We start from the raw sequence: 20,623 nt of genomic DNA on the forward strand, positions 1-20,623 counted from the left end.
TGTGCAGTTCGGAGCCGCGCGATGAGAGCGGTCATCTCCTCGGAGTGGTTGAAGCTCCGTTCTGTCGCCTCGACCTACTACGCGCTCGGAGCGGCCGGCCTCATGGTCGTGCTGGGCGTGGTGTGGAGCGTCTATGCGAGCGGGCTGGCGGACGAGCGCGGCTCCGTCCGGGCAGCGGCCCCGGAGGAGGGCTTCCTGCCCCTGGTGCAGATCAGCCTGGCTGTCATCGGAGTGCTCGCCATCACGGCCGAGCACGCCACCGGGATGATCCGTACGAGCCTCACGGTCGTGCCCAGGCGAGGTGTCCTGCTGTTCGCCAAGACGGCGGTCGTCACGGTCGTGACGTTCGCGGCGGCGACCGCCATCATCATGACCACGTACGCGGTGAGCAGACTGCTGGCGGGCGAGCGGCGGCTGGGCTTCAACGAGTCCTCGTTCGCCGAGGACGTGCCGACGCTGCTGGCCGCGGGGCTGTCGGTGACCGTGCTGGCGATCGTGGGTCTCGGCCTCGGCGCCGCCGTCCGCTCCACCGCCGGGGCGCTCGTGTCGGTGGTCTCGCTGCTGTTCGTCCTGCCCGGAATCGCCAACTACCTCCCCGCGCCCTGGAACACCAGGATCGCGGCCTTCATGCTCCCCAACCTGACGCCGCAGCTCACCGGCGAGCGCCTCTCCAGACGACTGGGCGACGGAATCCTCCCACCCTGGGCCGCCCTGCTGGCTCTCCTCGCCTATGCCGCGGTGGCCCTCGGGGCGGGCCTGCACATGCTCAGCAAGCGAGACGCATGACGAATTCTCAGCAGGCGCAACGCCTGACCGCCCCGCGAGGAGCGAAACGCATGACGCCTGCTCAGTCAGGGGAACGCCCGACACCCCTTCCGATTTGGGGAACGCACGCCACTCCTCGGGCCGTGAGACGCATGACCTCCTCCACACCCACCACGGCCGAACGCTCCCGGAGACGACTCCTATGAACATGCTCAGCTCCGAATGGCTGAAAATCCGCTCGGTCCGCTCCACCGGGCTCCTGCTCCTCCTCAGCCTCGGCGCCATCCTGCTCGGCGCCGCCATCGCCTGGATGGCGGCCGGCATGTACGACGACGCGACGCCGGCCAAGCGCGCGACAGCCTCGATCGCGGAGCTGGAGGAGGTCGTGATCATCGTGCCGCAGCTCTGCATGGGCATCCTCGGCGTGCTGGCCATCACCTCCGAGTACGCGACCGGCGTGATCAGGACCAGTCTGACCGCCGTGCCCAGGCGCTGGCCGGTGCTCGCGGCGAAGGCCGCCGTCGTGGGGGCCATCAGCCTGCTCACCGGCAGCGTTGCGATCTTCGGCACGTACTTCCTGGCGCGTCAGGTGATCGGCGACCGCTTCTCCGGCACCTACCTGACGCCGTTCCTCGACCGGCTTCCGACGCTGGCCGCGACGGGCCTGACCGTCTGCGTGTTCGCCCTGCTCGGTCTGGGCCTCGGGGCGTTGACACGGTCAACGGCTGGTGCCGTGGCCGTGCTCGTCGGCCTCGCGTACGTCATCCCGATGTTCGTCGGCAAGCTTCCCTCCCCGTGGAAGGACTGGCTCGGCTCCATGATGATCAGCGCCTTGCCTCGGCAGATCAGCGGGGTGCCTTTCAAGAGCTCCGTGTACGGCTCGAGTCTTCCTCCCGCGGCGGCGGTCGCCGTTCTCGCCGCCTACGCGCTCGTGCCGGTGCTGGCGGGCACCTGGCTCTTACGCCACCGAGACGCCTGAGACCCTTAAGGCCAGCACGTCAGCTCCCGTTTTGCGGCGACCTCCCTCGGCTGGACCACCTGCCTCGGGTCAAGAGACCTGCTGTCTACCCGTCCACCTCTTCAAGCCGCCTCACCGACGCTCGATCCCCCATTCACGTTCTGACCGGAGACCCGACTCCCGAGCGCGCGTGGCACCCGTCTGACGCCTCCACCCCGCTGGAAGCCCTCGCCTCCGGCGGTCTGCGATGATGCACTCGCACATTGTGATCATCGGTGCCCCGCCCCCGGGGCCCCGCCCTGAGGAGATCTCCCCCATGGACCGCAGACGTTTTCTCGCTCTGACCGGCACCGCAGCGGTCGGCGCCGGACTGGCCACCACCGGGTTCGGCCCGGCCGCGCAGGCGGCGAGCTACCCGTTCGCCGACGGCGGCGTCCCCACGGAGGCGCACACGAAGACGGCTGAGCTGGCGCCCTACGGCATCAGCGCGATGGCGTTCACCCCGTCCAACGGCTGGGTCATCGTCACCCAGGACGGCCGCTACTTCGCCCGCGGCATCCCGGACGCCTGCTTCGCCGAGCTCGGCAGGTTGACCAAGGGTGGGACGAAGATCCATTGTGTGGCCTTCCCGCCCGAGGGCGGCGACCGATGGGTGATCACCGGCGACAAGGGGATGACCGCCCGCGGACTGCCCGAGGAGTGTCACGCGCGCATCACCGCCAGCTACGACGCCGGCCGGCAAGTGGTGGACGTCGCCTTCCCGCCCGCGGGCGGCAACCGCTGGACGGTGGCCGACACCGGCGGCTTCTACGCCAAGGGCGTCGACGACGAGTGCTACCAGATGATGCGCAACCTGACGCAGGGCGGTCGCCGCGTGACCCGCGTCGCCTTCCCCAAGGCCGGCGGGTGGGCGGTCGTCGCGCAGGACGAGTTCCACGCGCGCGGCATCGACGACGCCTGTTTCCAGAAGCTGAACGACCTGGCCGGAGGAGGGTGGCAGCTGCACAACGTGGCGTTCTCGCCCACCGGCGGCTGGTCGGTGAGCTCGCGCGGCAAGGTGCCGGCGCTGCCCGCGGACCGGGTGCGGCAGGTCGAGAACGCGGTGGGCGGCGCGACGATCTGGCAGCGGATGAACGCGTGGAAGACGCCGGGCGTGGCGATCGCGGTGGTCGTCGGCAACAAGATCGCCTGGTCCACGGGGTACGGCTGGCTGGAGGCGGGCAGCGGCGCGGCCGCGCATCCGGAGACCGCCTTCCAGGCCGCCTCCATCAGCAAGGCCGTGGCCTCCCTCGGCGTCATGCGCCTCATGCAGACGCTCAAGCTGCCCCTGACCACCGACGTCCGCCCCCACCTCGGCTGGACGCTGCCCGCCCGCGACTGCGTCCCGGCGACGGGGGTGCCGACGGTCGACCGCCTGCTCACGCATCGGGCCGGCGTCATCGGGCGCGGCTCCACCTCCCCGGCGAACGTCTGCTCCGGCTTCGTCTCCGGCACGGGCGGCGGCTTCGCCGGGTACGGGCCCGACGCGACGGTCCCGACCCTGCTGCAGGTCATGAACGGCGAGGGCAACTCGCCGAAGATCGAGCTCACCACCGACCCCGGCGCCGAGTTCCACTACTCCGGCGCGGGCTTCGTGCTGCTGCAGCGGATGGTGGAGCAGAAGAGCGGCCTGCCGCTGGCGCAGTACATGGACAAGGAGGTGTTCGCGTCGCTCGGCATGAAGTCCAGCTCGTACGCCCTGTCGCCCGGGTTCGAGCTGGCCGCCGGGCACACCGCCTCCGGCGCGGTGATCCCCGGCAAGCGCAACCGCTACCCGGAGTCGGCCGCCGCGGGCCTGTACACGACGGTGCTCGACCTGTGCCGCCTCGTCAGCTACCTCAACCGGGCCTACACCGCCTCCGGTGACATCGCCGGCCCGCTCACCAGGGCTTCCGTGCGAACGCTGCTCACCAAGGGCCCCGAGCCGACCATGGGCCGCGGCCTGTTCCTCGCCGGCGCCGGGACCAAGAACTTCTCCTACACCCACGACGGCTCCAACTACGGCTTCAAGTCGGTGTTCAAGGGCTATCCGGAGCTCGGCGCCGGCTATGCCGTCCTGGCCAACGGCAACAACATGACCCTGGTCAACGAGATCGCCTCGGCCATCCGGTCAGCCTACGGCTGGGTCTGACGGCGGGCAGCCGGCGCAGTTCGTCCCCACGACGGGGACGTCGACCGGCTGAGGCGTGAGGGGGCGCGGTGAGGCCCAGCGCGGCGAAGCTGCAATGGAGGCTCCCGGCGCGCGAGGTGAGACTCTGATGAGGATTCCCGGCGCACAGAAGGAGTGACCCGGATCCGCGCCCCAGCCCCGCGTAACGCGCGGGGCCGCAGGGCGGCATCAGCCCCGGCGAGGTGTCGAAGATCGGCGTCCTCAGAGGGAGCGGGCCAGGACGCGGGTCGTGCCGCCGTCGTCCTCCTCGATGTCCCGTACATGCCGGAAACCGATCTTCCCCAACACAGCGAGAGAGACCAGGTTGTCAGCGGCCACGGTGGCGAAGACCTCACTCAGCCGCAGAGTCTCGAAGCCGTAGGCGACGATCGCCTCCGCCAGCTCGGTGCCCAGGCCGGATCCCCAGGCCGCCGGTGCCAGAGCGTAGATGATCTCGTGCCCGCCGACGGTCCCGGTGGGCTTGATCTCAGCATGCCCGACATACTCCCCGTCCCGCCGGACGGCCCAGACCTCGAACAGGTTCTGCGCGTAGACCTTGGTGAAGATCCGGCCGAACAGCGCCCGGTCGTCCGCCTCAGGAGAGGGACCGTCCCCCATGTACCGGGAGACCCTCGCGTCCTGGAACAGGGCGACGAAGCCGTCCTCGTCCTCGGGCACGTACGGCTCCAGGACCAGGCGTTTCGTGTGCAGAGTCGGCGTCATGGCGGACGACGCTATCCACGTCCCCCGAGCCGGGCAAACCAATTTTCCCAGCTCCGGTGGTCGGCGGCCCGCCCTCATCGGAGGGCGGGCGACCGTCACCGGTCGAGTGGAGCCGGCCTCAGACCTCCAGCACCACAGGGATGATCATCGGACGGCGGCGGTAGGTGTCGCTCACCCAGCGGCCGACCGTGCGCCTGACGACGCGCCTGATCTCCTGCATGTCGACCACCCCGTCGGCGGCCTTGGCCTCCAGGGCCTTCTCGATCTGCGGGATGAACTCCTCGAACTGCGCCGGATCGATGCCCGAGCCCCGGGCGTGGATCTCCGGCCCGGCGGTGAGCTTCCCGGTGGCCGAGTCGACCACGATCACGACCGAGATGAACCCCTCGTCGCCGAGGATCCGGCGGTCCTTCAGCGAGGTGTCGGTGATCTCACCGACCGAGGAGCCGTCGACGTACACGTAACCCGCGTGGACAGCGCCGACGATCTTGGCGCGGCCGTCGACCAGGTCGACCACGACGCCGTCCTCGGCGATCACGATGTGGTCCTCGGGCACGCCGGTGAGCTCCGCGAGCCGCGCGTGGGCCCGCAGGTGCCGCCACTCCCCATGGACGGGCATGAAGTTGGACGGCCGCGTCAGGTTGAGCACGTACAGCAGCTCGCCGGCGGCGGCATGCCCGGAGACGTGCACCTTGGCGTTGCCCTTGTGCACGACGCGGGCGCCCCAGCGGGTCAGCCCGTTGATCACCTTGTTGACCGCGGTCTCGTTGCCGGGCACCAGCGACGAGGCCAGCAGCACGGTGTCGCCCTCCGCGATGCGGATGGGGTGGTCGCGGTTGGCCATGCGCGACAGCGCGGCCATGGGCTCGCCCTGGGAGCCGGTGCAGATCAGCACCACGTCCTCCGGCGGCCACGACTCGATGGCGCGCGAGTCGACGAGCAGGTCCGGCGGCACCTTGAGGTAGCCGAGGTCGCGGGCCACGCCCATGTTGCGCACCATCGAGCGGCCGACGAGCGCCACCTTACGACCGTGCCGGGCGGCGGCGTCCATGACCTGCTGGATGCGGTGGACGTGCGAGGCGAAGCTGGCGACGATGACCCGCTGCTCGGAGGTGCGGATGACCTCGTCGATGACCGGCCCGATCTCCCGCTCGCTGGTGACGAACCCCGGAACCTCGGCGTTGGTCGAGTCGGACATCAGCAGGTCGACGCCCTCGGCCCCGAGCCGGGCGAACCCGCCCAGGTCGGTGAGCCGGCCGTCGCTCGGCAGCTGGTCCATCCGGAAGTCGCCGGTGTGCAGGACGATGCCCGCGGGCGTGCGGATGGCGACGGCCAGCGCGTCGGGGATCGAGTGGTTGACCGCGAGGAACTCGCACTCGAACGGCCCGAACCGGTGCCGCTCCCCCTCGACCACCTGCAGCTTGGTCGGCTGGATGCGGTGCTCGGTGAGCTTGGCCTCGATGAGGGCCAGGGTCAGCTTCGACCCGATGAGCGGGATGTCGCGCCGCTCGCGCAGCAGGTAGGGGACCGCCCCGATGTGGTCCTCGTGGGCGTGGGTCAGCACCACGGCCTCGACGTCGTCGAGCCGGTCCCTGATGTACTCGAAGTCGGGCAGGATCAGGTCGACGCCCGGCTGGTCGGGCTCGGGGAAGAGCACCCCGCAGTCGACGATCAGCAGGCGGCCCTCGTACTCGAAGACGGCCATGTTCCTGCCGATCTCGCCCAGCCCGCCCAGCGCCACGATGCGCAGGCCCCCCTCGGGCAGCGCCGGCGGGGGACCGAGCTCCGGATGGGGATGACTCATGCCCGTTCCCCCTTGTTGACTCGTGTTCTCAAAACTGCCGGTTCCTCCCCGTTCTCATGCGTCGGCCAACGCTCTTATGCGTCTGTCAACGTTCCTGTGCGTCGGTCAACGCTCTTATGCGTGTCTCAACGTTCTTATGCGTCTGTCAACGTTCTTATGCGTCTGTCAACTTCACGCCACCCGCCACCAGGCAGGCGCGCAGCTCGGCGTTCTGCTTCTCCGTCTCGGCGACCAGCGGCGGCCGTACGGGGCCCACGGGCATGCCGACCATGCCCAGCGCGGCCTTGGCCATGATCGCGCCACCGGCGCTCATCATGATCCCCTCGACCACGGGCGCCACCTGGCGGTGCACGGCGAGCGCCTCGGCGACGTCGCCGTTGCGGTACAGCTCGATCATGCGGGCCAGGTGCGCCCCGACCACGTGGCCGACGACGCTGACGAAGCCGGCCGCGCCGACCGACAGCCACGGCAGGTTGAGCAGGTCGTCGCCCGAGTAGTAGACGAGATCGGTCGCCGTCATGACCTGGCCGCCGGCGAACAGGTCGCCCTTGGCATCCTTCACGGCCACGATGCGTTCGTGCTGCGCGAGCCGGATCAGGGTCGTGGTCTGGATCGGCACACCACTGCGTCCAGGAATGTCATAGAGCATCACCGGCAGTTCCGTCGAATCGGCCACGGTGATGAAGTGTCGGTAGAGCCCCTCCTGCGGGGGCTTGCTGTAGTACGGCGTCACCACGAGCAGGCCGTGCGCACCGGTACGGGCCGCCGCCTTCGCCAGCTCGACGCTGTGACGGGTGTCGTTGGTGCCGACCCCGGCCACCACGGTCGCCCGGTCCCCGACCGTCTCGAGGACAGCGGCGAGGATGCGCCGCTTCTCGTCGTCGGAGGTGGTGGGCGACTCTCCGGTCGTGCCGCTCACGATCAGGCCGTCGTTACGCTGCTCGTCCACCAGGTAGGCGGCGAGCCGCCGCACGGCGTCGTAGTCGACCGCGCCGTCGGCGGTGAAGGGCGTGACCATCGCGGTCAGCATGCGGCCGAAGGGTGCGTCCGTGGTTCGGGTTGGCGCTGCCATAGTGCGAACGCTACCTGGATTCCCAAAACCCTTGGACGCCGCCACCCCGCTTCGCCCACCTCAGGGGCCATCCATCGGCCGGAACCCGGTCTCCGGAGGACCGGCGAGAGAGGGTCTCATGGAAGAGGTCGCCGATATGTGCTCGGGGGTACACACATCGACGACCTCTACCGGAGAATCGCCACCCCTTACACCAGCGTTACAAGGTTTCTCCGATAATTTTGCGCTGCCGCAAAGTTGGGGCTCCAAGGGTCGTCGATGACGGTCGGTTACCTGCCGAATACGGCAACATAGGGCAGCGTCTCACCCGAACCCCCAGGGATGAACTAGTGGCCACCTCAGATCCGGTCTACCTGCGCGTCGTAGAGGACATTCGGCGGCAGATCAACGACGGCACCCTTCCCCCGGGCGCACCCATCCCCTCACGGGCGCAGCTCACCCGGAAATACCAGGTCGGCGAGACCGCGGCCCGCCACGCGCTGCGCGTGCTGGTCACCGAGGGTCTCATCATCGGCCGGGTGGGATCGGGCCATTACGTCAGAGAACGCCCGATCCTGATGCCCCTGCATCGATGGCGTTTCCCCGAACACCCCACCCCGTTCGCCGCCGACCTGCAGACGCAGGGCCGCCGCGTCACGTGGGAGTGGCAGATCGACTCCACCGAGGCCACCCCCGAGATCGCCCGGCGGCTGCGGCTGCCGCTGTCGGCCAAACTCACCCGCACGCGCTACCTCTACCGCGGCGAGGGGCGTCCGCTCCAGCTCGCGGTCTCGTACGAGCCCGTGGAGTTCGCCGCGCACCTGGACGAGGAGCGACGCGGCGTGGTGGCCCGGATGTCCGCCCACGGCGTGCGGATCACCGAGATCCGGGAGACCGTGCACACCAGGGTGCCGCGCCCGGCCGAGGCCGACGCCCTGCAACTGCCGGCGGGCACGCACGTCCTGCACGTCGAACGCACCCACTGGGCCGGCGAGCGCCCGATGGAGACCAGCGACATCGTGCTCCCGGGCGACCGGTTCCGCGTCACGTACAGCATGCCGGTCGGCTGACCCGTCCACGACGGACACCCTGCACAGGCCGTTCATCCGGAACGCCTCCTCCCCTGTGCAGGCGGGCCGCTCCGCGACGCGCAGGAGCATCCCGACCCCGTTTCCTTCGGGCGACTCCGCGGACGGCTGCCACCACGCTCAACACCGGCCATGGGCCCGCCCCCCTCCACCCCGCAAGACCCTCCGCGACCTCGTCGCAGACCTGAACGATGCTCTTCAGCAGCTCGCAGCGCCCGGTGAGGTGAGGCGCGCTGCGGGTGGGCCGCGCTCGCATCCCCAGCTTGTCGGTCCCGGTTGATACAACCTTCCTGTGCGAGTCAAAGACCTGCCCACGCGGGAGCGCCCCAGGGAGCGGCTCATGACGAGCGGGCCGGCGGCGCTCGCCGACCGTGAGCTCCTGGCCGTACTGCTGGGCTCCGGCTTCCGCGGAGCGAGCGCGGTGGACCTGGCCTCCCAGGTCATCGAACACTGCGGCGACCTCGACGGGCTGGCTCGCTCCGAGCCGCACCGGCTGCTCGCCGTGAAGGGCGTGGGCCCCGCCAAGGCGGCGCGCGTGGCCGCGGCCTTCCATCTCGTACGCCGCGCCCAGGCCGATCCCGGACGCCCGCGGATCACGAGCACGTCCGACCTGGCCGCGGTGGCGGCACCCCTCCTTCAGGGGCTGTCGCGTGAGCGGCTGGTCGTGGTGGTGTGCGACCCACGAGGGGCGGTCCTGCGGCGCACGGTCCTCACGGAGGGCGGCGCCGACCACACGGCCGTACCGGTACGGGAGATCGTCACGACGGTGCTGACTTGCGGCGGCGCCGCGTTCGGCGTGGCCCACAACCACCCCAGCGGCTCCCTCGACCCGAGCGACGACGACCTCTCGGCGACAGCCCGGCTGGCGGCGGCCGCGAGCACGGTGGGCCTCCGCTTCCTCGACCATCTGATCATCACGGACGCGGCCTGGAGACGCGTCCCGGTTCCCGAAACCGGCCCGCCGGTGCCCGCGCCCCGCCAGGCCCCCAACGCTCGCCCTCCGAAAGCCGCCACACCACACCCTTAACCCACACCCCACCAGAAAAACCATGATCCCGCTGAAAGTGCGGAACGCCAGCGTCGGCACGGCGGCGCATGCCATCCTTTTGGCGCGGGTCGGCCGTGGCCCAGGTTCCAGGCCGATACCCGTCACGACGCGGTCCCGGGCCACCCGGAAAGCACCGGGACCGCGTCCCTCCAACAAGTCCCCTGCAGGCCCCGCGGAGCGATCCAGGGCCTGCAGGGAACCACATCCGGCCGCCTCTTGCGGCAGTCTGGGCGGCCGGAGTCACACGGCCTCGTGGGTTCCGATGGGATTGAGTGATCGGAACCCACGAGAGTCCCTCCTGAGGGGATCAGGCAGCACAGTCCAGCAGCAGAGGGCCGTTCCCTGTGCGGGCCGGCGAGGGCGAGAATGCCCAGTCGCGACGTGCCGGCGGCCGCACCCGGGCCGGATGCCGCACCGGTGCCGCATAACGCGGACGCACGCCGGATCAGCAACGGAGATTGCACCACGAGGTCATCGGGCCATTCCCGCGAGCACCAACTGCCACATCCTGTCCGCATCGTCGGCGCTCATCCTGGGGCTGACCTGCATGATCCTCCGTCTGCCGTGCGTACTTGTCCGGCGAATGAAGCGGACGCCTCCCACCTGGCACAACTCGTACACCACAGGCTCGCAGGAGCACGTGTGCGCTCTCACCCGCGCCCGCTTCCCCCATGGGGCCTCCAGCTCCCAGTCGATGACCCGTATGGTTCGACCCGTCATCCGCACATGGCATCCCGAACACTCCCCCAGCTCCGCACCCGCCTCGGGATCAGCCATGGCAGCACTCTATGTCTAGTTGTATCGCAATGACTAGTCGGAACTTGCGCTACGTCTAAACAGACAGAGCGTTATGTGGCACCACGTACCCCTTCGCCTATCTTGCGTACGTGCTCGACTACGATGGCGATACCCATCTATACCTACAGATCGCCGACATTCTGCGGCGCAGGGTCTCCGACCTGACCTCCGGACATCCAGTCCCCAGCGAGGCGGACATCCAGGCGGAGTTCGGCGTGGCGAGGACGACGGCCCGGCGGGCCATCCATGTGCTCCGCGAGGAAGGGCTCATCTACACCGTCCAGGGTGAAGGCACGTTTGTCGGCGCCCCGGACGCCGCACCGCGCAAGCAGCGCAAGACGCCGATGTACCAGCAGATCGCCGGCGACATCGCCGAGCAGATCAAAGCCGGGCGGTACCAGCCACGCCGCCCCATTCCCGGAGAGACAACTCTGCTGCAGGAGTACGACGTGGCCCGCGAGACGGTACGGCGGGCGATGGCCCTGCTGCGCGAACAGGGATGGATCTACACGGTGGCCCAGCGGGGAAGCTACGTGTCGCCCAAGGAGGAATGGCCGGACGCCTAGCTGCTTGGCGCGGCTCCATGAGATGCGCCGGAACTTCTCAGAAAAGTCGACTGCTTGTATCGGCACGTCTATAGGATGCGAGCGTGCTCGACCGTGAAGGTCCCGTCCCCCTGTATCAGCAGATCACTCGGATCATCGAGGAGCGGATCCTGCGCGGGGAATTGCCGCCCGGTGCTCCGGTCCCGAGTGAGACACGGCTGGCGGAGGAGTTCGGCATCGCCCGTACCACGGCCAGAAGGGTCGCTCGCGAGCTGAGGAGCCGTAGAGTGGCCTACACCCTCCAGGGGGAGGGCACCTTTGTGGGCGACCCTGACGTTCCTCGCGCGGCCAGAAAGGTTCCGCTGTACGTCACCATCGCCAGCACTCTCGCGGGGCGCATCCGGAGCGGCGAGTTTTCGCCGCAGAGGGCGATTCCCAGCGAGAAAGCCGTGATGCACGAATTCCGCGTCGCCAAAGTGACTGTCCGACAGGCGGTGGCGCGCCTCAGGGACCAGGGCTGGGTGTTCACGATCGCGCACCGTGGGACCTACGTGGCCGATCCCCAAGATTGGCCGGATGCGCCCCACAGCGAACTCCCTGAGGAAGAGAGCGGCAAGTCAGCGGCGACAAGCATGGTCGGCCCCTGTACGAGTCTGTGCTCGGGCCCAAGAGATGCCTGTGCCACCATGAGTCGCGTGATCGAGATTGGCCCCCTGCGCTCCCAGGATCGTGCCGCGTGGGAAGTGCTCGCCCGCGGCTACAAGACCTTCTACAACACCGACGTCCCCGACCAGGGATACGAGGACGCCTGGCGGCGGCTGATGGACGGCACCGAGGTGCACGGCGTCGGTGCGCGGCTGGACGGGCAACTCGTCGGCATCGCGCACTACCTCTTCCACGTCACCTTCTGGATGCCCGACTCCTGCTACCTCCAGGATCTGTTCGTCGGGGAGGCGGCACGCGGGCGAGGGGCGGCGCGGGCGCTGATCGAGCGGGTCGCCGAGGATGCGCGTGAGCGTGGAGCGGCCAGGCTCTACTGGACGACCAAGGAGGACAACACTTCCGCGCGACTCCTGTACGACAAGGTCGCCCGGTTCAACGGCTTCATCCGGTACGACTATCCGCTGTAGAGGATCATCGCGGTCAGCCGGCCACGCGGTAGTGCACACAGACGACTTGCGAGGAGTCGTCAACCTCGTAGCCCTCACTCGCCCAGAAGCGGCGGTGGCCCTCGCGCCAGTGCTCGACCGAGCGGAAGCCCTCGCCCTCCGCCTGGGCGAACTCCCAGGTGACCTCACCGAAGGGCACCACCTGGACGTCCACGACCTCCAACTCCGCCGCCTTGGCGCCCGAGTCGTCCACGAGCGCCAGGCGCTCGCCGACCTGCTCCAGCGGCTCATCCTCCGCGTGGTAGTCGAGCTCCAGCAGCCCGGCCGTGGCCCTCTTCTCTCCGGCCAGGGTGAGCTCCGTCAGACGCCGGCGCATCTCGCCCGGCGTGCCCAGCTCCAGTACGCGCAGTCCGTCGACCCGTCCCCACACGAGAACTGATCGTAGCTGTCGGTGCTCCGGGTCCTGCTGGGAGCCGGGGGCCGGCAGCAAACCGATTCCACCCATGTGCTCATGGCCATGCGCACGATGAACCGGCTGGAGCAGATACATGAAACGGTGCGCGCCGCGCTCAACGCGATGGCCGCCGCGAGCGCCGCAAACCACGAGAACCGGTACCCGGCATGACTCTCAGCGGGTTGGTGCTCGTGGTGGTGGATGCTGTCGTGCAAGTGCGGTTGATCGATCATTCCACAATTCGTTGGACGTCTGCCGAACATTCTGCGACCATCCGCACGGTGACAGATAAAGCTGATCAACAGACGTCGTTCCCCACCAGTTCGAAGCTAGTGCGCTTTGTCGAGTTGTCGAGCGCTGCGATGTCCGCTCTGCTTGACGGGGATCTGCCCGCAGCCAGCGACACGGCTGGGGTCGCGCTGACTGAGTACTTCATGACAGATAAAGCGCGGTGGCTGTGGCAGCTTCGGCTCGACCAGATGGCCGCCGATCCCCGCCACGCACGGTGGATGGCGCGGCAGGCGGTGACCGGGCCTGAAGGTGTCGTCATCGGTCATGCCGGATTTCATGGACCCCCCGATGAGGCGGGCATGGTGGAGATCGGCTACGCCGTCGCTCCTGACTTCCGCCGCCAGGGCTATGGCCGAGCCATCCTGATCGAGCTGTTGCGCCGGGCCGCGGCCGAACCGGAGGTCAGGACCGTACGGGCGACGATCAGTCCCGACAATGTGGCGTCTTTGGCCACGATCGCCGGCTTCGGCTTCGTCCAGGTCGGCGAAGATTGGGATGAAGAGGAAGGTCTCGGACTCATCTTCGAAGTCCCTGCCAACCGCAACTGCTAGGTGCAACAACCCAGTGAAGGTTACCGGTCACCGCATCCCGAACCCCGCCCTCATCCTGTTGCTTTCAGCGGTGAAGCCGGCTCGGCATACAGCTTCTCAGACAGGAAAGGCCCCGTGATCACGGGGCCTTTCCTGTTCGGTCTACTTCGCCGACAGCGTCCCTCTTGGATGGCGGAGCGTCGTCGTGATCGTGCGCCACTGGTACGTCATGATCTTAAGATCGAAGCTCCGATCTTGACGGCAATGAACCGCTCAGAACACCGGGATGATGTCCTCCGGGTCGATGAAGTCGACCTTCACGCCCTCCAGGTCCAGCTCCGGAATGGCCGGGAACGCGATCCCCCACCGTTCCACGATCGCCCGGACCCGGGCCATCGCCACCCGCCAGTTCTCCGCCTGCTCCTCGTACGACAGCACCCCCAGCCCCGCCTGCCGGGCGTGGTCCATGAGGACGCGGTGGTTGGCGAGGAAGTACGGGGGCAGGTCCCAGAAGCCCTCGGGCGGCTCCCAGAGGATCATGGACAGGAACACGAACCCGGCCCGGAGCTGCCGGGTGATGAGGGTGCGCGTGTCGTCGGTGAGGCCCGGCCACTCGTTCTCCAGGATGGTCATGCAGATCTGGAGGTGGCGGGACTCGTCGCGGCCGATGCGGTGGAACATCTCGCCGAACACCGGATGCCGGGTCTCCGACGCCATCCCCCTGAACAGGGTGGACGCCGCCATCTCGCCCATCATGAAGCTGGTGAACAGCACGGGCAGGCTGTACTTGCCGACGGCGCTGTTGTAGCCGTTCCAGTAGCGGCCGCCGTTGTGGTACAGCCAGCCGATGTTGTTGTGGGCGGCCCGTTCGAGGTCGTCGGACGGGGTCCAGCCGAGAGGGCCGCCGGGCCAGAGCTTGGCGATCGTGCGCTGGCAGCACTCCTCGTGGTTCATCTCGTCACGGGTGATGGAGAAGAAGCACTTCCTGACCGGGTCCTCTTCGTGCTTCTCGAACGCCTGGATGGTGGCCCGGGCGAACACCGCCGGGCCCGAGGCGTCGAAGTTCGCCAGCACGGCGAACCAGTACATGATGCCGAGCCGCTGCTCGCGGGTGAAGTCGGCCGGGTCGAGGCCGTCCCAGGGCAGGTCGGCGGGGTTCCAGACCATGCGCTTGGACTTCTCGTAGATGGCCGCGAGCTTGGCGGTCTCGACCCGCCACTCCATCGGGTAGATGTTCGGCTGCGGGATCTCCGGGGCGGGCCAGAAGCCGCCCTCCGGGATGGTGAGGTCTGCCATGTGACACCTCCATCCCTCATCCTGCGCGGCGCCGTCATGCGTTTCAAGCGTCAGCTACGGGTCCGCTGCGTCACCGCGACGCACACCAGGACGGCCAGCGCCCCCAGCACCGTCGCCGTCCCGAACCGCTCCCCCATGAGGAACCACGCCCACACCAGCGTGAGCAGCGGCTGCGTGAGCTGCGTCTGCCCGGCCCGGGCGATCCCGCCCCTGGCCAGGCCCGCGTACCACGGGATGAAGCCGAGGAACATCGACACCGCCGCCACGTACGCGAACCCGGCGAGCGCCTCGCCGGACGGGTGGACCGGCGTCGTCGCGGCCAGCACGGCGGTCACGGGCGCGGTGAGCGGCAGGGACAGGACGAGCGCGTACGAGATGACCTGCCAGCCGGGCGTCTCGCGGGCGAGCCGGCCGCCCTCGGTGTAGCCGACGGCGGCCGACAGGAGGGCTCCCACCAGCAGCAGGTCGGCCCACGCGCCCTCCGGTCCGGAGCCGTGGCGGGTGATGGTGAACGCGGTGATGGCGGCGGCGCCGGCCGCGCAGGCGACCCAGAACAGCGGCTTCGGACGCTCACCGGCGCGCAGCACGGCGCAGGCGGCCGTGGCGGCCGGCAGCAGGCCGATCACGACGGCCGAGTGGGCGGTGGTCGCCCCCAGGTCCAGGGCCAGGCCGCTGAAGACGGGGAACCCGAACACCACCCCGAGCGAGATCAGGGCATACGAACCCCACTGGCGCCGGGGCGGGAGCAGCGGAAGCCGGGCGGCCCGCAGGCAGACGAGCGCGATCACGGCGGCGACGAAGGCCCGGCCGATGGCGACGAGCCACGGGTCGAAGCCGCGCATCGCGAACGCCGTGGCCGGGAACGACCCGGAGAAGGCCAGCACGCCGAGGAAGGCGAGCCCCGTGCCGCCACGCTTCGAGGGGGCCGCGGGGACCGCTACCAAGGGTTCGACGATAGCGCTATTCTGGTCTTTCATGAATAACGATAGCAGTATCGCCCAGATCGCCGCGATACTGCGCGACGAGGCCGCCCGGCTCCGGCCCGGCGACCGGCTGCCCTCCAGCCGTGAGGTCATGCGCCGCCACAGCGTCAGCCCCGTGACCGTGTCGCGGGCTCTGGGCATGCTGGCCGCCGAGGGCGTGGTGGTCACCCGGCCGGGCAGCGGCGCGTTCGTCGCCCACCGCACCGAGCGGCCCGCCGCCGCGCCCGATTTGTCCTGGCAGACCGTCGCGCTGGGCGACCGCGTGATCGACGCGTCGTCCGTCGTCTCGCTGCTGAGCCCGCCGCCCGAGGGCATGGTGCCGCTGACCGGCGGCTATCCGCACCCGGGGCTGCGGCCCGACCGGCAGCTCGCGGCCGCCGCGACGCGGGCCGTGCGCCGGCCCGACGCCTGGGCGATGCCGCCGCTGAACGGTCTGGCGGAGCTGCGCCGCTGGTTCGCGGCCGAGGCGGGCGGCGACGTGACGGCCGCCGACGCGCTGATCGTCAGCGGCGGGCAGGCGGCCCTGACGCACGCCTTCCGTGCGCTGGCCGCCCCCGGCACGCAGGTGCTGGTGGAGACGCCGACCTATCCGGGCGCCCTGGCGGCGGCCAAGGCGGCCGGGCTGCGGGCGACGGCCGTGCCGATGGACCGCGACGGCGTACGGCCGGACCTGCTGGCCGAGGCGTTCGCCGTGACGGGCGCGCGGGTGTTCTGCACGCAGCCGACGCTGCACAATCCCACGGGCGCCACGCTGCCGCGCGAGCGCCGCGAGCAGGTGCTCCAGGTCGCCCGGGCGGCGGGCGCGTTCGTCATCGAGGACGACTTCGCCCGCTACCTGACCGACCAGGCGCCGCCGCCGATGGTCTCCATGGACGAGCACGGCGTCGTGGTCTACATCGCCTCCCTGACCAAGGTGCTGTCGCCGAGCATGCGGGTGGCGGCGGTGATCGCCCGCGGCCCGGCGGCGCACCGGCTGCGCGCGAGCCAGCTCGTGGAGTCGTTCTTCGTGGCCCGGCCGTTGCAGGAGACGGCGGTGGAGTTCCTCGGCTCGGGCGCGTGGGGGCGGCACCTGTCGGCGCTGCACGCGGAGATCGTCACGCGCCGCGACGCGCTGGCGGCCGAGCTGGCGCTGCGCATGCCGCGGGCCGAGCCGTACCTGCTGCCGCGGGGCGGCATGCACCTGTGGCTGCGCCTGCCGCCGGAGGTGGACGAGACGGCCCTGGTGGAGGAGGCCCGGCGGGGCGGCGTGCTGGTGAGCCCGGGCCGGATGTACTACCCGTCGGAGCCGCCGGGGCCGCGCGTGCGGGTCACGCACATCGCCGCGACGCATCTGGCGGAGCTGGCCGAGGGGGTGCGCCGCCTGGCCGAGGCCCTCGATCGCGTCTCGTGATCAGGATGATCAATCTCACGGGGGGCCGTCCGGGCGGGTCGCGGGAGCCGCCGTACAGTATGGGCATGCCGGCACCCGCGGAGCTCGTACGCGACTTCGTGAACACCCTGGACGTGGAGTGCGACACGGACGAGCTGGCCTCTCCGGCGGAGCTGGCGCTGTGGCTGCGCGAGCGCGGCCTGGCGGGCCCGCTCGACCGCGCCACGGACGACGACCTGGCCACCGCGCTGGCCCTGCGCGAGGCGTTGCGCGCCGCCCTCCGGACCCACCACGACCAGGCGCTGCCGGTGTTGCCGCTGCGCGTGGTGGTCGATCCCCTCCCCCGGCTCGTGCCGGTCGAGAGCGGGGTCCGCGGCGCTCTCGCCGTGATCGCCGCCGCGGTCGCCGACGCCTCCTGGGACCGGCTCAAGGTGTGCGCGGAGATCACCTGTCAGTGGGCCTTCATCGACGTGTCGAAAAATCGATCTCGCTCGTGGTGTTCCATGCGGGTCTGCGGCAACCGCACCAAAACGCGCGCCTACCGGGCGAGGAAGCAGGGTTCGCGTCGTCTCCAAGCCTCAAACACCGATACGGTGTAACTCGTGCCTTGTGGCATGGACGGCAGGCGAAGGAGCGGGCCGAGATGGCAGACGTAGGCGTTCGGGCGGCCCGGCGCGAGGATGTGCTCCAGGTGGCGAATGTTCAGATCCGCGCCTGGCGCTACGGCTATCGGGATTTCCTCCCCGAGGGCCCTTTGGAGCAGATGACCGGCCCGGCGGCCGAGAAGATGTGGCTGCGCCAGTGGGACGAGGCGATCGTCGCCCCGCCCACGTCGAGGCACCGGGTGCTGGTCGCGGTGGAGACCATCCTCGACACCGAGGGGTTCCCCGCGCTCGGCGTCGGGGGCAGCGGCGTGCCCGCCACCCCACGGGGTGGTGAGCGCGTGGTGGGCCTGGCCTCGCACGCCCCCGCCGAGGACCCGGATCTCGACCCCACCGAGGTGGCGGAGATGCTGACGCTACTGGTGGACCCCGACTTCGTACGGCGCGGCCATGGCAGCCGCCTGCTCAACGCGACGGTCGACCACCTGCGCCAGGACGGCTACCGGCAGATCGCCACCTGGGTGTTCGCCGACAACTACGCGGTGCTGGGCTTCCTGGAGTCGGCGGGCTGGGGCGAGGACATGGCCGAGCGCGTCCTCGACATGGGCCGCCCCATCCGCATGGTCAGGCTCACCACCGACATCAGCTAAGGGATCTCCAGAGATATGGCAACCCCCGGCCAGTGGATCGCCGGAGCGCGTCCCCGCACCCTCCCCAACGCCGTCGTGCCCGTCGTGGTCGGCACCGGCGTGGCGATCGGCGAAGGTCATCCGATCTGGTGGCGTGCGGTCGTCGCGCTCCTCGTGGCGCTGCTGCTGCAGATCGGCGTCAACTACGCCAACGACTACAGCGACGGCGTGCGCGGCACGGACGACGAGCGGGTGGGCCCGATGCGGCTCGTCGGCTCGCGGGCCGCGACGCCGCCGCAGGTTCTCGCCGCCGCGTTCGGCTGCTTCGCGGCGGCGGCGGTGCTCGGGCTGATCCTGGTGATCGCGACCCGGGCGTGGTGGATCCTGCTCGTGGGCGCCGCCTGCATCGCCGCCGCGTGGTTCTACACGGGCGGCAAGAGCCCGTACGGCTACAAGGCGCTGGGCGAGGCGGCCGTGTTCGTGTTCTTCGGCCTGGTGCCGGTGATGGGCACGGCGTACGTGCAGACCGAGCAGCTCTCGTGGCCGGCGCTGATCGCCTCGATCCCGGTCGGCCTGCTGTCGTGCTCGATGCTCGTGGTCAACAACCTGCGCGACGTCCACACCGACGGGCCGGTCGGCAAGCGCACGCTCGCGGTGGTGCTGGGCGCCGAGCGCACCCGCACCCTGTACGCGGCGTGCCTGATCGCGCCGTTCGTGGTGGCGGTGGCGATGTTCCCCCTCGCCTGGCTGGCGCCGCTCGCGGTGCTGGCCGCGCCGCTGGCGGTCATGCCGGTCAAGACGGTGCTGCACGGGGCCGTGGGTCCGGCGCTGATCGGCGTGCTCCAGCAGACGGGCAAGCTGCAGATGGCGTACGGCCTGCTGCTCTCGATCGGCCTGGCCGTCAGCCTCTAGGAGGCCCGGGGCTGGGGCGCGCGTGTCCCTGGGTCGTCCGCCTGGATCACGCTCGCGCCACGACGACGGGTGCGCTCATGACGACGCGGGGCGCCACCTCGATGCCCAGCTCGCGCTCGTGCTCCACCAGCGCCCGCAGCTCGGGCCCCCACTCCCCCTCGGGCAGCACGGCGAAGCCGTGGCGTTCGTACCAGGGGGCGTTCCACGGCACGTCGCGGAACGTCGTCAGCGTCACCGCCGGCACGCCGCAGGCCAGCGCGTGGTCGCGCACCGCCGCCACCAGCCGCCCGCCGATGCCGCGCCGCATGCGCGAGGGGTGTACGGCGAGCTGCTCCAGGTGCAGGTTGCCGTCCACCTGGCCCATGAGCGCGAAGCCGTGCGGCGGGTCGCCCTCGACCAGCACCGAGGAAGGGTCGCCGACCTCCTCGATCTGCGTGGTCCCCGGCGGGAACGTGATCCCCACCCGCTCGAACATCGCGTCGGCGGCCAGCTCCACCGCCACCAGACCGGGCAGGTCCCCGGCTTCGGCCCATCGCACCATGGCGACACGGTCTCATGTTCGGGCCGGACGGCGCCTCTGTATTAGGGTTCAGAGCGTGTGGCTCGGCGGTGCGGCGCCGAGACCCCTTCCGCACCCCGTGCCCACCCGCCTGCCTGTTCGCAGGCGGTGGGCACGCCGTGTCTGAGGAACGCTCCTCAGACCCTCAGAGGTCGAGCAGCGGCTCCAGGCCCACGGTCAGGCCGGGCAGCTCCCGCACCCGCCGCACGCCGAGCAGCACGCCCGGGGTGAACGCGGAGCGGCTCATCGTGTCGTGCCGGATCGTGAGGATCTCGCCGTCGCCGCCGAGCAGCACCTCCTGGTGCGCGATGAGCCCCGCCAGCCGTACGGCGTGGACGTGGACGCCGCCCACGTCGGCGCCGCGCGCGCCGTCGAGCTCGGTGCTGGTGGCGTCGGGCATGGCGCCCAGCCCGGCCTTGGCCCGCGCCTCGGACACCAGCTCCGCGGTACGGCGGGCGGTGCCGGAGGGGGCGTCGGCCTTGTTCGGGTGGTGCAGCTCGACGATCTCGACCGACTCGAAGTGGCGGGCCGCCTGCTGCGCGAAGTGCATCATCAGCACGGCGGCGATGCCGAAGTTGGGCGCGATCAGGGCGTTGGTGCCCGGCGAGGCCGCCAGCCAGCCGCGCACGGTGTCGAGCCGCGCGGCGTCGAAGCCGGTGGTGCCGACCACCGGGTGGATCCCGTGCGCGATCGCCCACTCCAGGTTGCCCATGACGACGTCGGGATGGGTGAAGTCGACCACCACCTCGGCGCCCGTCAGGCCCTCGACGGGGTCGTTCTTGTCGAGCGCGGCCGCCAGCTCCATGTCGGGAGCAGCCTCGACCGCCTTGCACACCTCGACGCCGACACGACCGCGGGCGCCGAGCACACCTACCTTGATCACACGGTCAACCCTATACGTCCGGTCCGCGCGGGCCGCAG

The 20,623-nt window shown here is 70.1% G+C and carries 21 protein-coding genes; 13 read left to right on the plus strand and 8 right to left on the minus strand.

All coding sequences use genetic code 11. From position 1 onward, the window contains the following. Positions 1-21: 21 nt before the first annotated feature. The 3 genes from HD595_RS05280 (at position 22) to HD595_RS05290 (ending at position 3,893) form a co-directional block, all read left to right on the plus strand. Positions 22-786: an ABC transporter permease gene (locus HD595_RS05280; RefSeq protein WP_301309447.1), complete on the plus strand. Its 765-nt coding sequence runs from the start codon at positions 22-24 to the stop codon at positions 784-786. A gap of 181 nt (positions 787-967) precedes the next feature. Then, positions 968-1,744: an ABC transporter permease gene (locus HD595_RS05285; protein WP_253766136.1), complete on the plus strand. Its 777-nt coding sequence runs from the start codon at positions 968-970 to the stop codon at positions 1,742-1,744. A gap of 295 nt (positions 1,745-2,039) precedes the next feature. Then, positions 2,040-3,893 (plus strand): serine hydrolase domain-containing protein, encoded by a 1,854-nt coding sequence (locus tag HD595_RS05290; RefSeq protein WP_253766139.1) that lies wholly within the window; start codon positions 2,040-2,042, stop codon positions 3,891-3,893. A 240-nt stretch (positions 3,894-4,133) separates the two neighbouring features. Here the strand turns inward: HD595_RS05290 and HD595_RS05295 are convergent, their stop codons facing one another. The 3 genes from HD595_RS05295 to dapA form a co-directional block, all read right to left on the minus strand. Continuing rightward, a complete protein-coding gene (locus HD595_RS05295; RefSeq protein WP_253766141.1) occupies positions 4,134-4,634 on the minus strand; it encodes a GNAT family N-acetyltransferase in 501 nt (166 codons plus the stop codon). 118 nt (positions 4,635-4,752) lie between these two features. Next, complete coding sequence (locus HD595_RS05300) at positions 4,753-6,438, minus strand: ribonuclease J (RefSeq protein WP_253766143.1); 1,686 nt, start codon at positions 6,436-6,438, stop codon at positions 4,753-4,755. A gap of 154 nt (positions 6,439-6,592) precedes the next feature. Then, on the minus strand, positions 6,593-7,510 hold the full coding sequence (dapA, locus tag HD595_RS05305) for a 4-hydroxy-tetrahydrodipicolinate synthase (RefSeq protein ID WP_253766145.1): 918 nt from the start codon (positions 7,508-7,510) through the stop codon (positions 6,593-6,595). A gap of 329 nt (positions 7,511-7,839) precedes the next feature. Here dapA and HD595_RS05310 point away from each other — a divergent pair, with 329 nt between their 5' ends. From HD595_RS05310 to HD595_RS05325, 4 genes are all read left to right on the plus strand, one after another. Further along, positions 7,840-8,559 (plus strand): GntR family transcriptional regulator, encoded by a 720-nt coding sequence (locus tag HD595_RS05310; protein WP_253766147.1) that lies wholly within the window; start codon positions 7,840-7,842, stop codon positions 8,557-8,559. A 310-nt stretch (positions 8,560-8,869) separates the two neighbouring features. Then, positions 8,870-9,604 (plus strand): JAB domain-containing protein, encoded by a 735-nt coding sequence (locus HD595_RS05315; RefSeq protein ID WP_253766149.1) that lies wholly within the window; start codon positions 8,870-8,872, stop codon positions 9,602-9,604. A gap of 908 nt (positions 9,605-10,512) precedes the next feature. Then, positions 10,513-10,989, plus strand: a complete 477-nt coding sequence (locus HD595_RS46615; protein ID WP_253766151.1) for a GntR family transcriptional regulator — start codon at positions 10,513-10,515, stop codon at positions 10,987-10,989. Between the two features lie 83 nt (positions 10,990-11,072). Continuing rightward, positions 11,073-12,098, plus strand: a complete 1,026-nt coding sequence (locus HD595_RS05325) for a GNAT family N-acetyltransferase (protein ID WP_253766153.1) — start codon at positions 11,073-11,075, stop codon at positions 12,096-12,098. 13 nt (positions 12,099-12,111) lie between these two features. Here the strand turns inward: HD595_RS05325 and HD595_RS05330 are convergent, their stop codons facing one another. Beyond that, positions 12,112-12,507: an ASCH domain-containing protein gene (locus HD595_RS05330; protein WP_253766155.1), complete on the minus strand. Its 396-nt coding sequence runs from the start codon at positions 12,505-12,507 to the stop codon at positions 12,112-12,114. A gap of 21 nt (positions 12,508-12,528) precedes the next feature. On the opposite strand from HD595_RS05330, the gene HD595_RS05335 reads away from it, so the two are divergent. Beyond that, positions 12,529-12,702 carry a hypothetical protein gene (locus tag HD595_RS05335; RefSeq protein ID WP_253781472.1) on the plus strand — a complete coding sequence of 58 codons (174 nt, stop codon included), beginning with the start codon at positions 12,529-12,531 and terminating at the stop codon, positions 12,700-12,702. A gap of 14 nt (positions 12,703-12,716) precedes the next feature. Beyond that, positions 12,717-13,373, plus strand: coding sequence for a GNAT family N-acetyltransferase (locus HD595_RS05340; RefSeq protein WP_253781062.1), 657 nt, complete (start codon positions 12,717-12,719; stop codon positions 13,371-13,373). Between the two features lie 252 nt (positions 13,374-13,625). On the opposite strand, the gene HD595_RS05345 is transcribed toward HD595_RS05340, so the two are convergent. Together HD595_RS05345 and HD595_RS05350 are read right to left on the minus strand one after the other, a co-directional pair. Continuing rightward, positions 13,626-14,648, minus strand: coding sequence for a hypothetical protein (locus HD595_RS05345; protein ID WP_253766157.1), 1,023 nt, complete (start codon positions 14,646-14,648; stop codon positions 13,626-13,628). A gap of 50 nt (positions 14,649-14,698) precedes the next feature. Continuing rightward, the gene (locus HD595_RS05350; protein WP_308211103.1) at positions 14,699-15,592 is read right to left on the minus strand and encodes a DMT family transporter; all 894 of its coding nucleotides are present in this window, start codon (positions 15,590-15,592) and stop codon (positions 14,699-14,701) included. 31 nt (positions 15,593-15,623) lie between these two features. Here HD595_RS05350 and HD595_RS05355 point away from each other — a divergent pair, with 31 nt between their 5' ends. The 4 genes from HD595_RS05355 to HD595_RS05370 all read left to right on the plus strand — a co-directional run bounded on the left by HD595_RS05355 (position 15,624) and on the right by HD595_RS05370 (position 19,143). Next, positions 15,624-17,021 (plus strand): aminotransferase-like domain-containing protein, encoded by a 1,398-nt coding sequence (locus HD595_RS05355; RefSeq protein ID WP_253766161.1) that lies wholly within the window; start codon positions 15,624-15,626, stop codon positions 17,019-17,021. A gap of 65 nt (positions 17,022-17,086) precedes the next feature. Next, positions 17,087-17,599: a CGNR zinc finger domain-containing protein gene (locus tag HD595_RS05360; RefSeq protein ID WP_253766162.1), complete on the plus strand. Its 513-nt coding sequence runs from the start codon at positions 17,087-17,089 to the stop codon at positions 17,597-17,599. Positions 17,600-17,643: 44 nt separating this feature from the next. Next, a complete protein-coding gene (locus HD595_RS05365; RefSeq protein WP_175594322.1) occupies positions 17,644-18,252 on the plus strand; it encodes a GNAT family N-acetyltransferase in 609 nt (202 codons plus the stop codon). 15 nt (positions 18,253-18,267) lie between these two features. Continuing rightward, complete coding sequence (locus HD595_RS05370; RefSeq protein WP_253766164.1) at positions 18,268-19,143, plus strand: 1,4-dihydroxy-2-naphthoate polyprenyltransferase; 876 nt, start codon at positions 18,268-18,270, stop codon at positions 19,141-19,143. 46 nt (positions 19,144-19,189) lie between these two features. Here the strand turns inward: HD595_RS05370 and HD595_RS05375 are convergent, their stop codons facing one another. Then, positions 19,190-19,684 carry a GNAT family N-acetyltransferase gene (locus tag HD595_RS05375; RefSeq protein ID WP_253766166.1) on the minus strand — a complete coding sequence of 165 codons (495 nt, stop codon included), beginning with the start codon at positions 19,682-19,684 and terminating at the stop codon, positions 19,190-19,192. A gap of 163 nt (positions 19,685-19,847) precedes the next feature. Continuing rightward, the gene (gene dapB / locus HD595_RS05380) at positions 19,848-20,585 is read right to left on the minus strand and encodes a 4-hydroxy-tetrahydrodipicolinate reductase (RefSeq protein WP_253766168.1); all 738 of its coding nucleotides are present in this window, start codon (positions 20,583-20,585) and stop codon (positions 19,848-19,850) included. Positions 20,586-20,623: the final 38 nt, after the last annotated feature.

The organism is Nonomuraea roseoviolacea subsp. carminata (assembly GCF_024172185.1).
In the GTDB taxonomy this organism is placed as follows: Bacteria; Actinomycetota; Actinomycetes; order Streptosporangiales; family Streptosporangiaceae; genus Nonomuraea; species Nonomuraea roseoviolacea.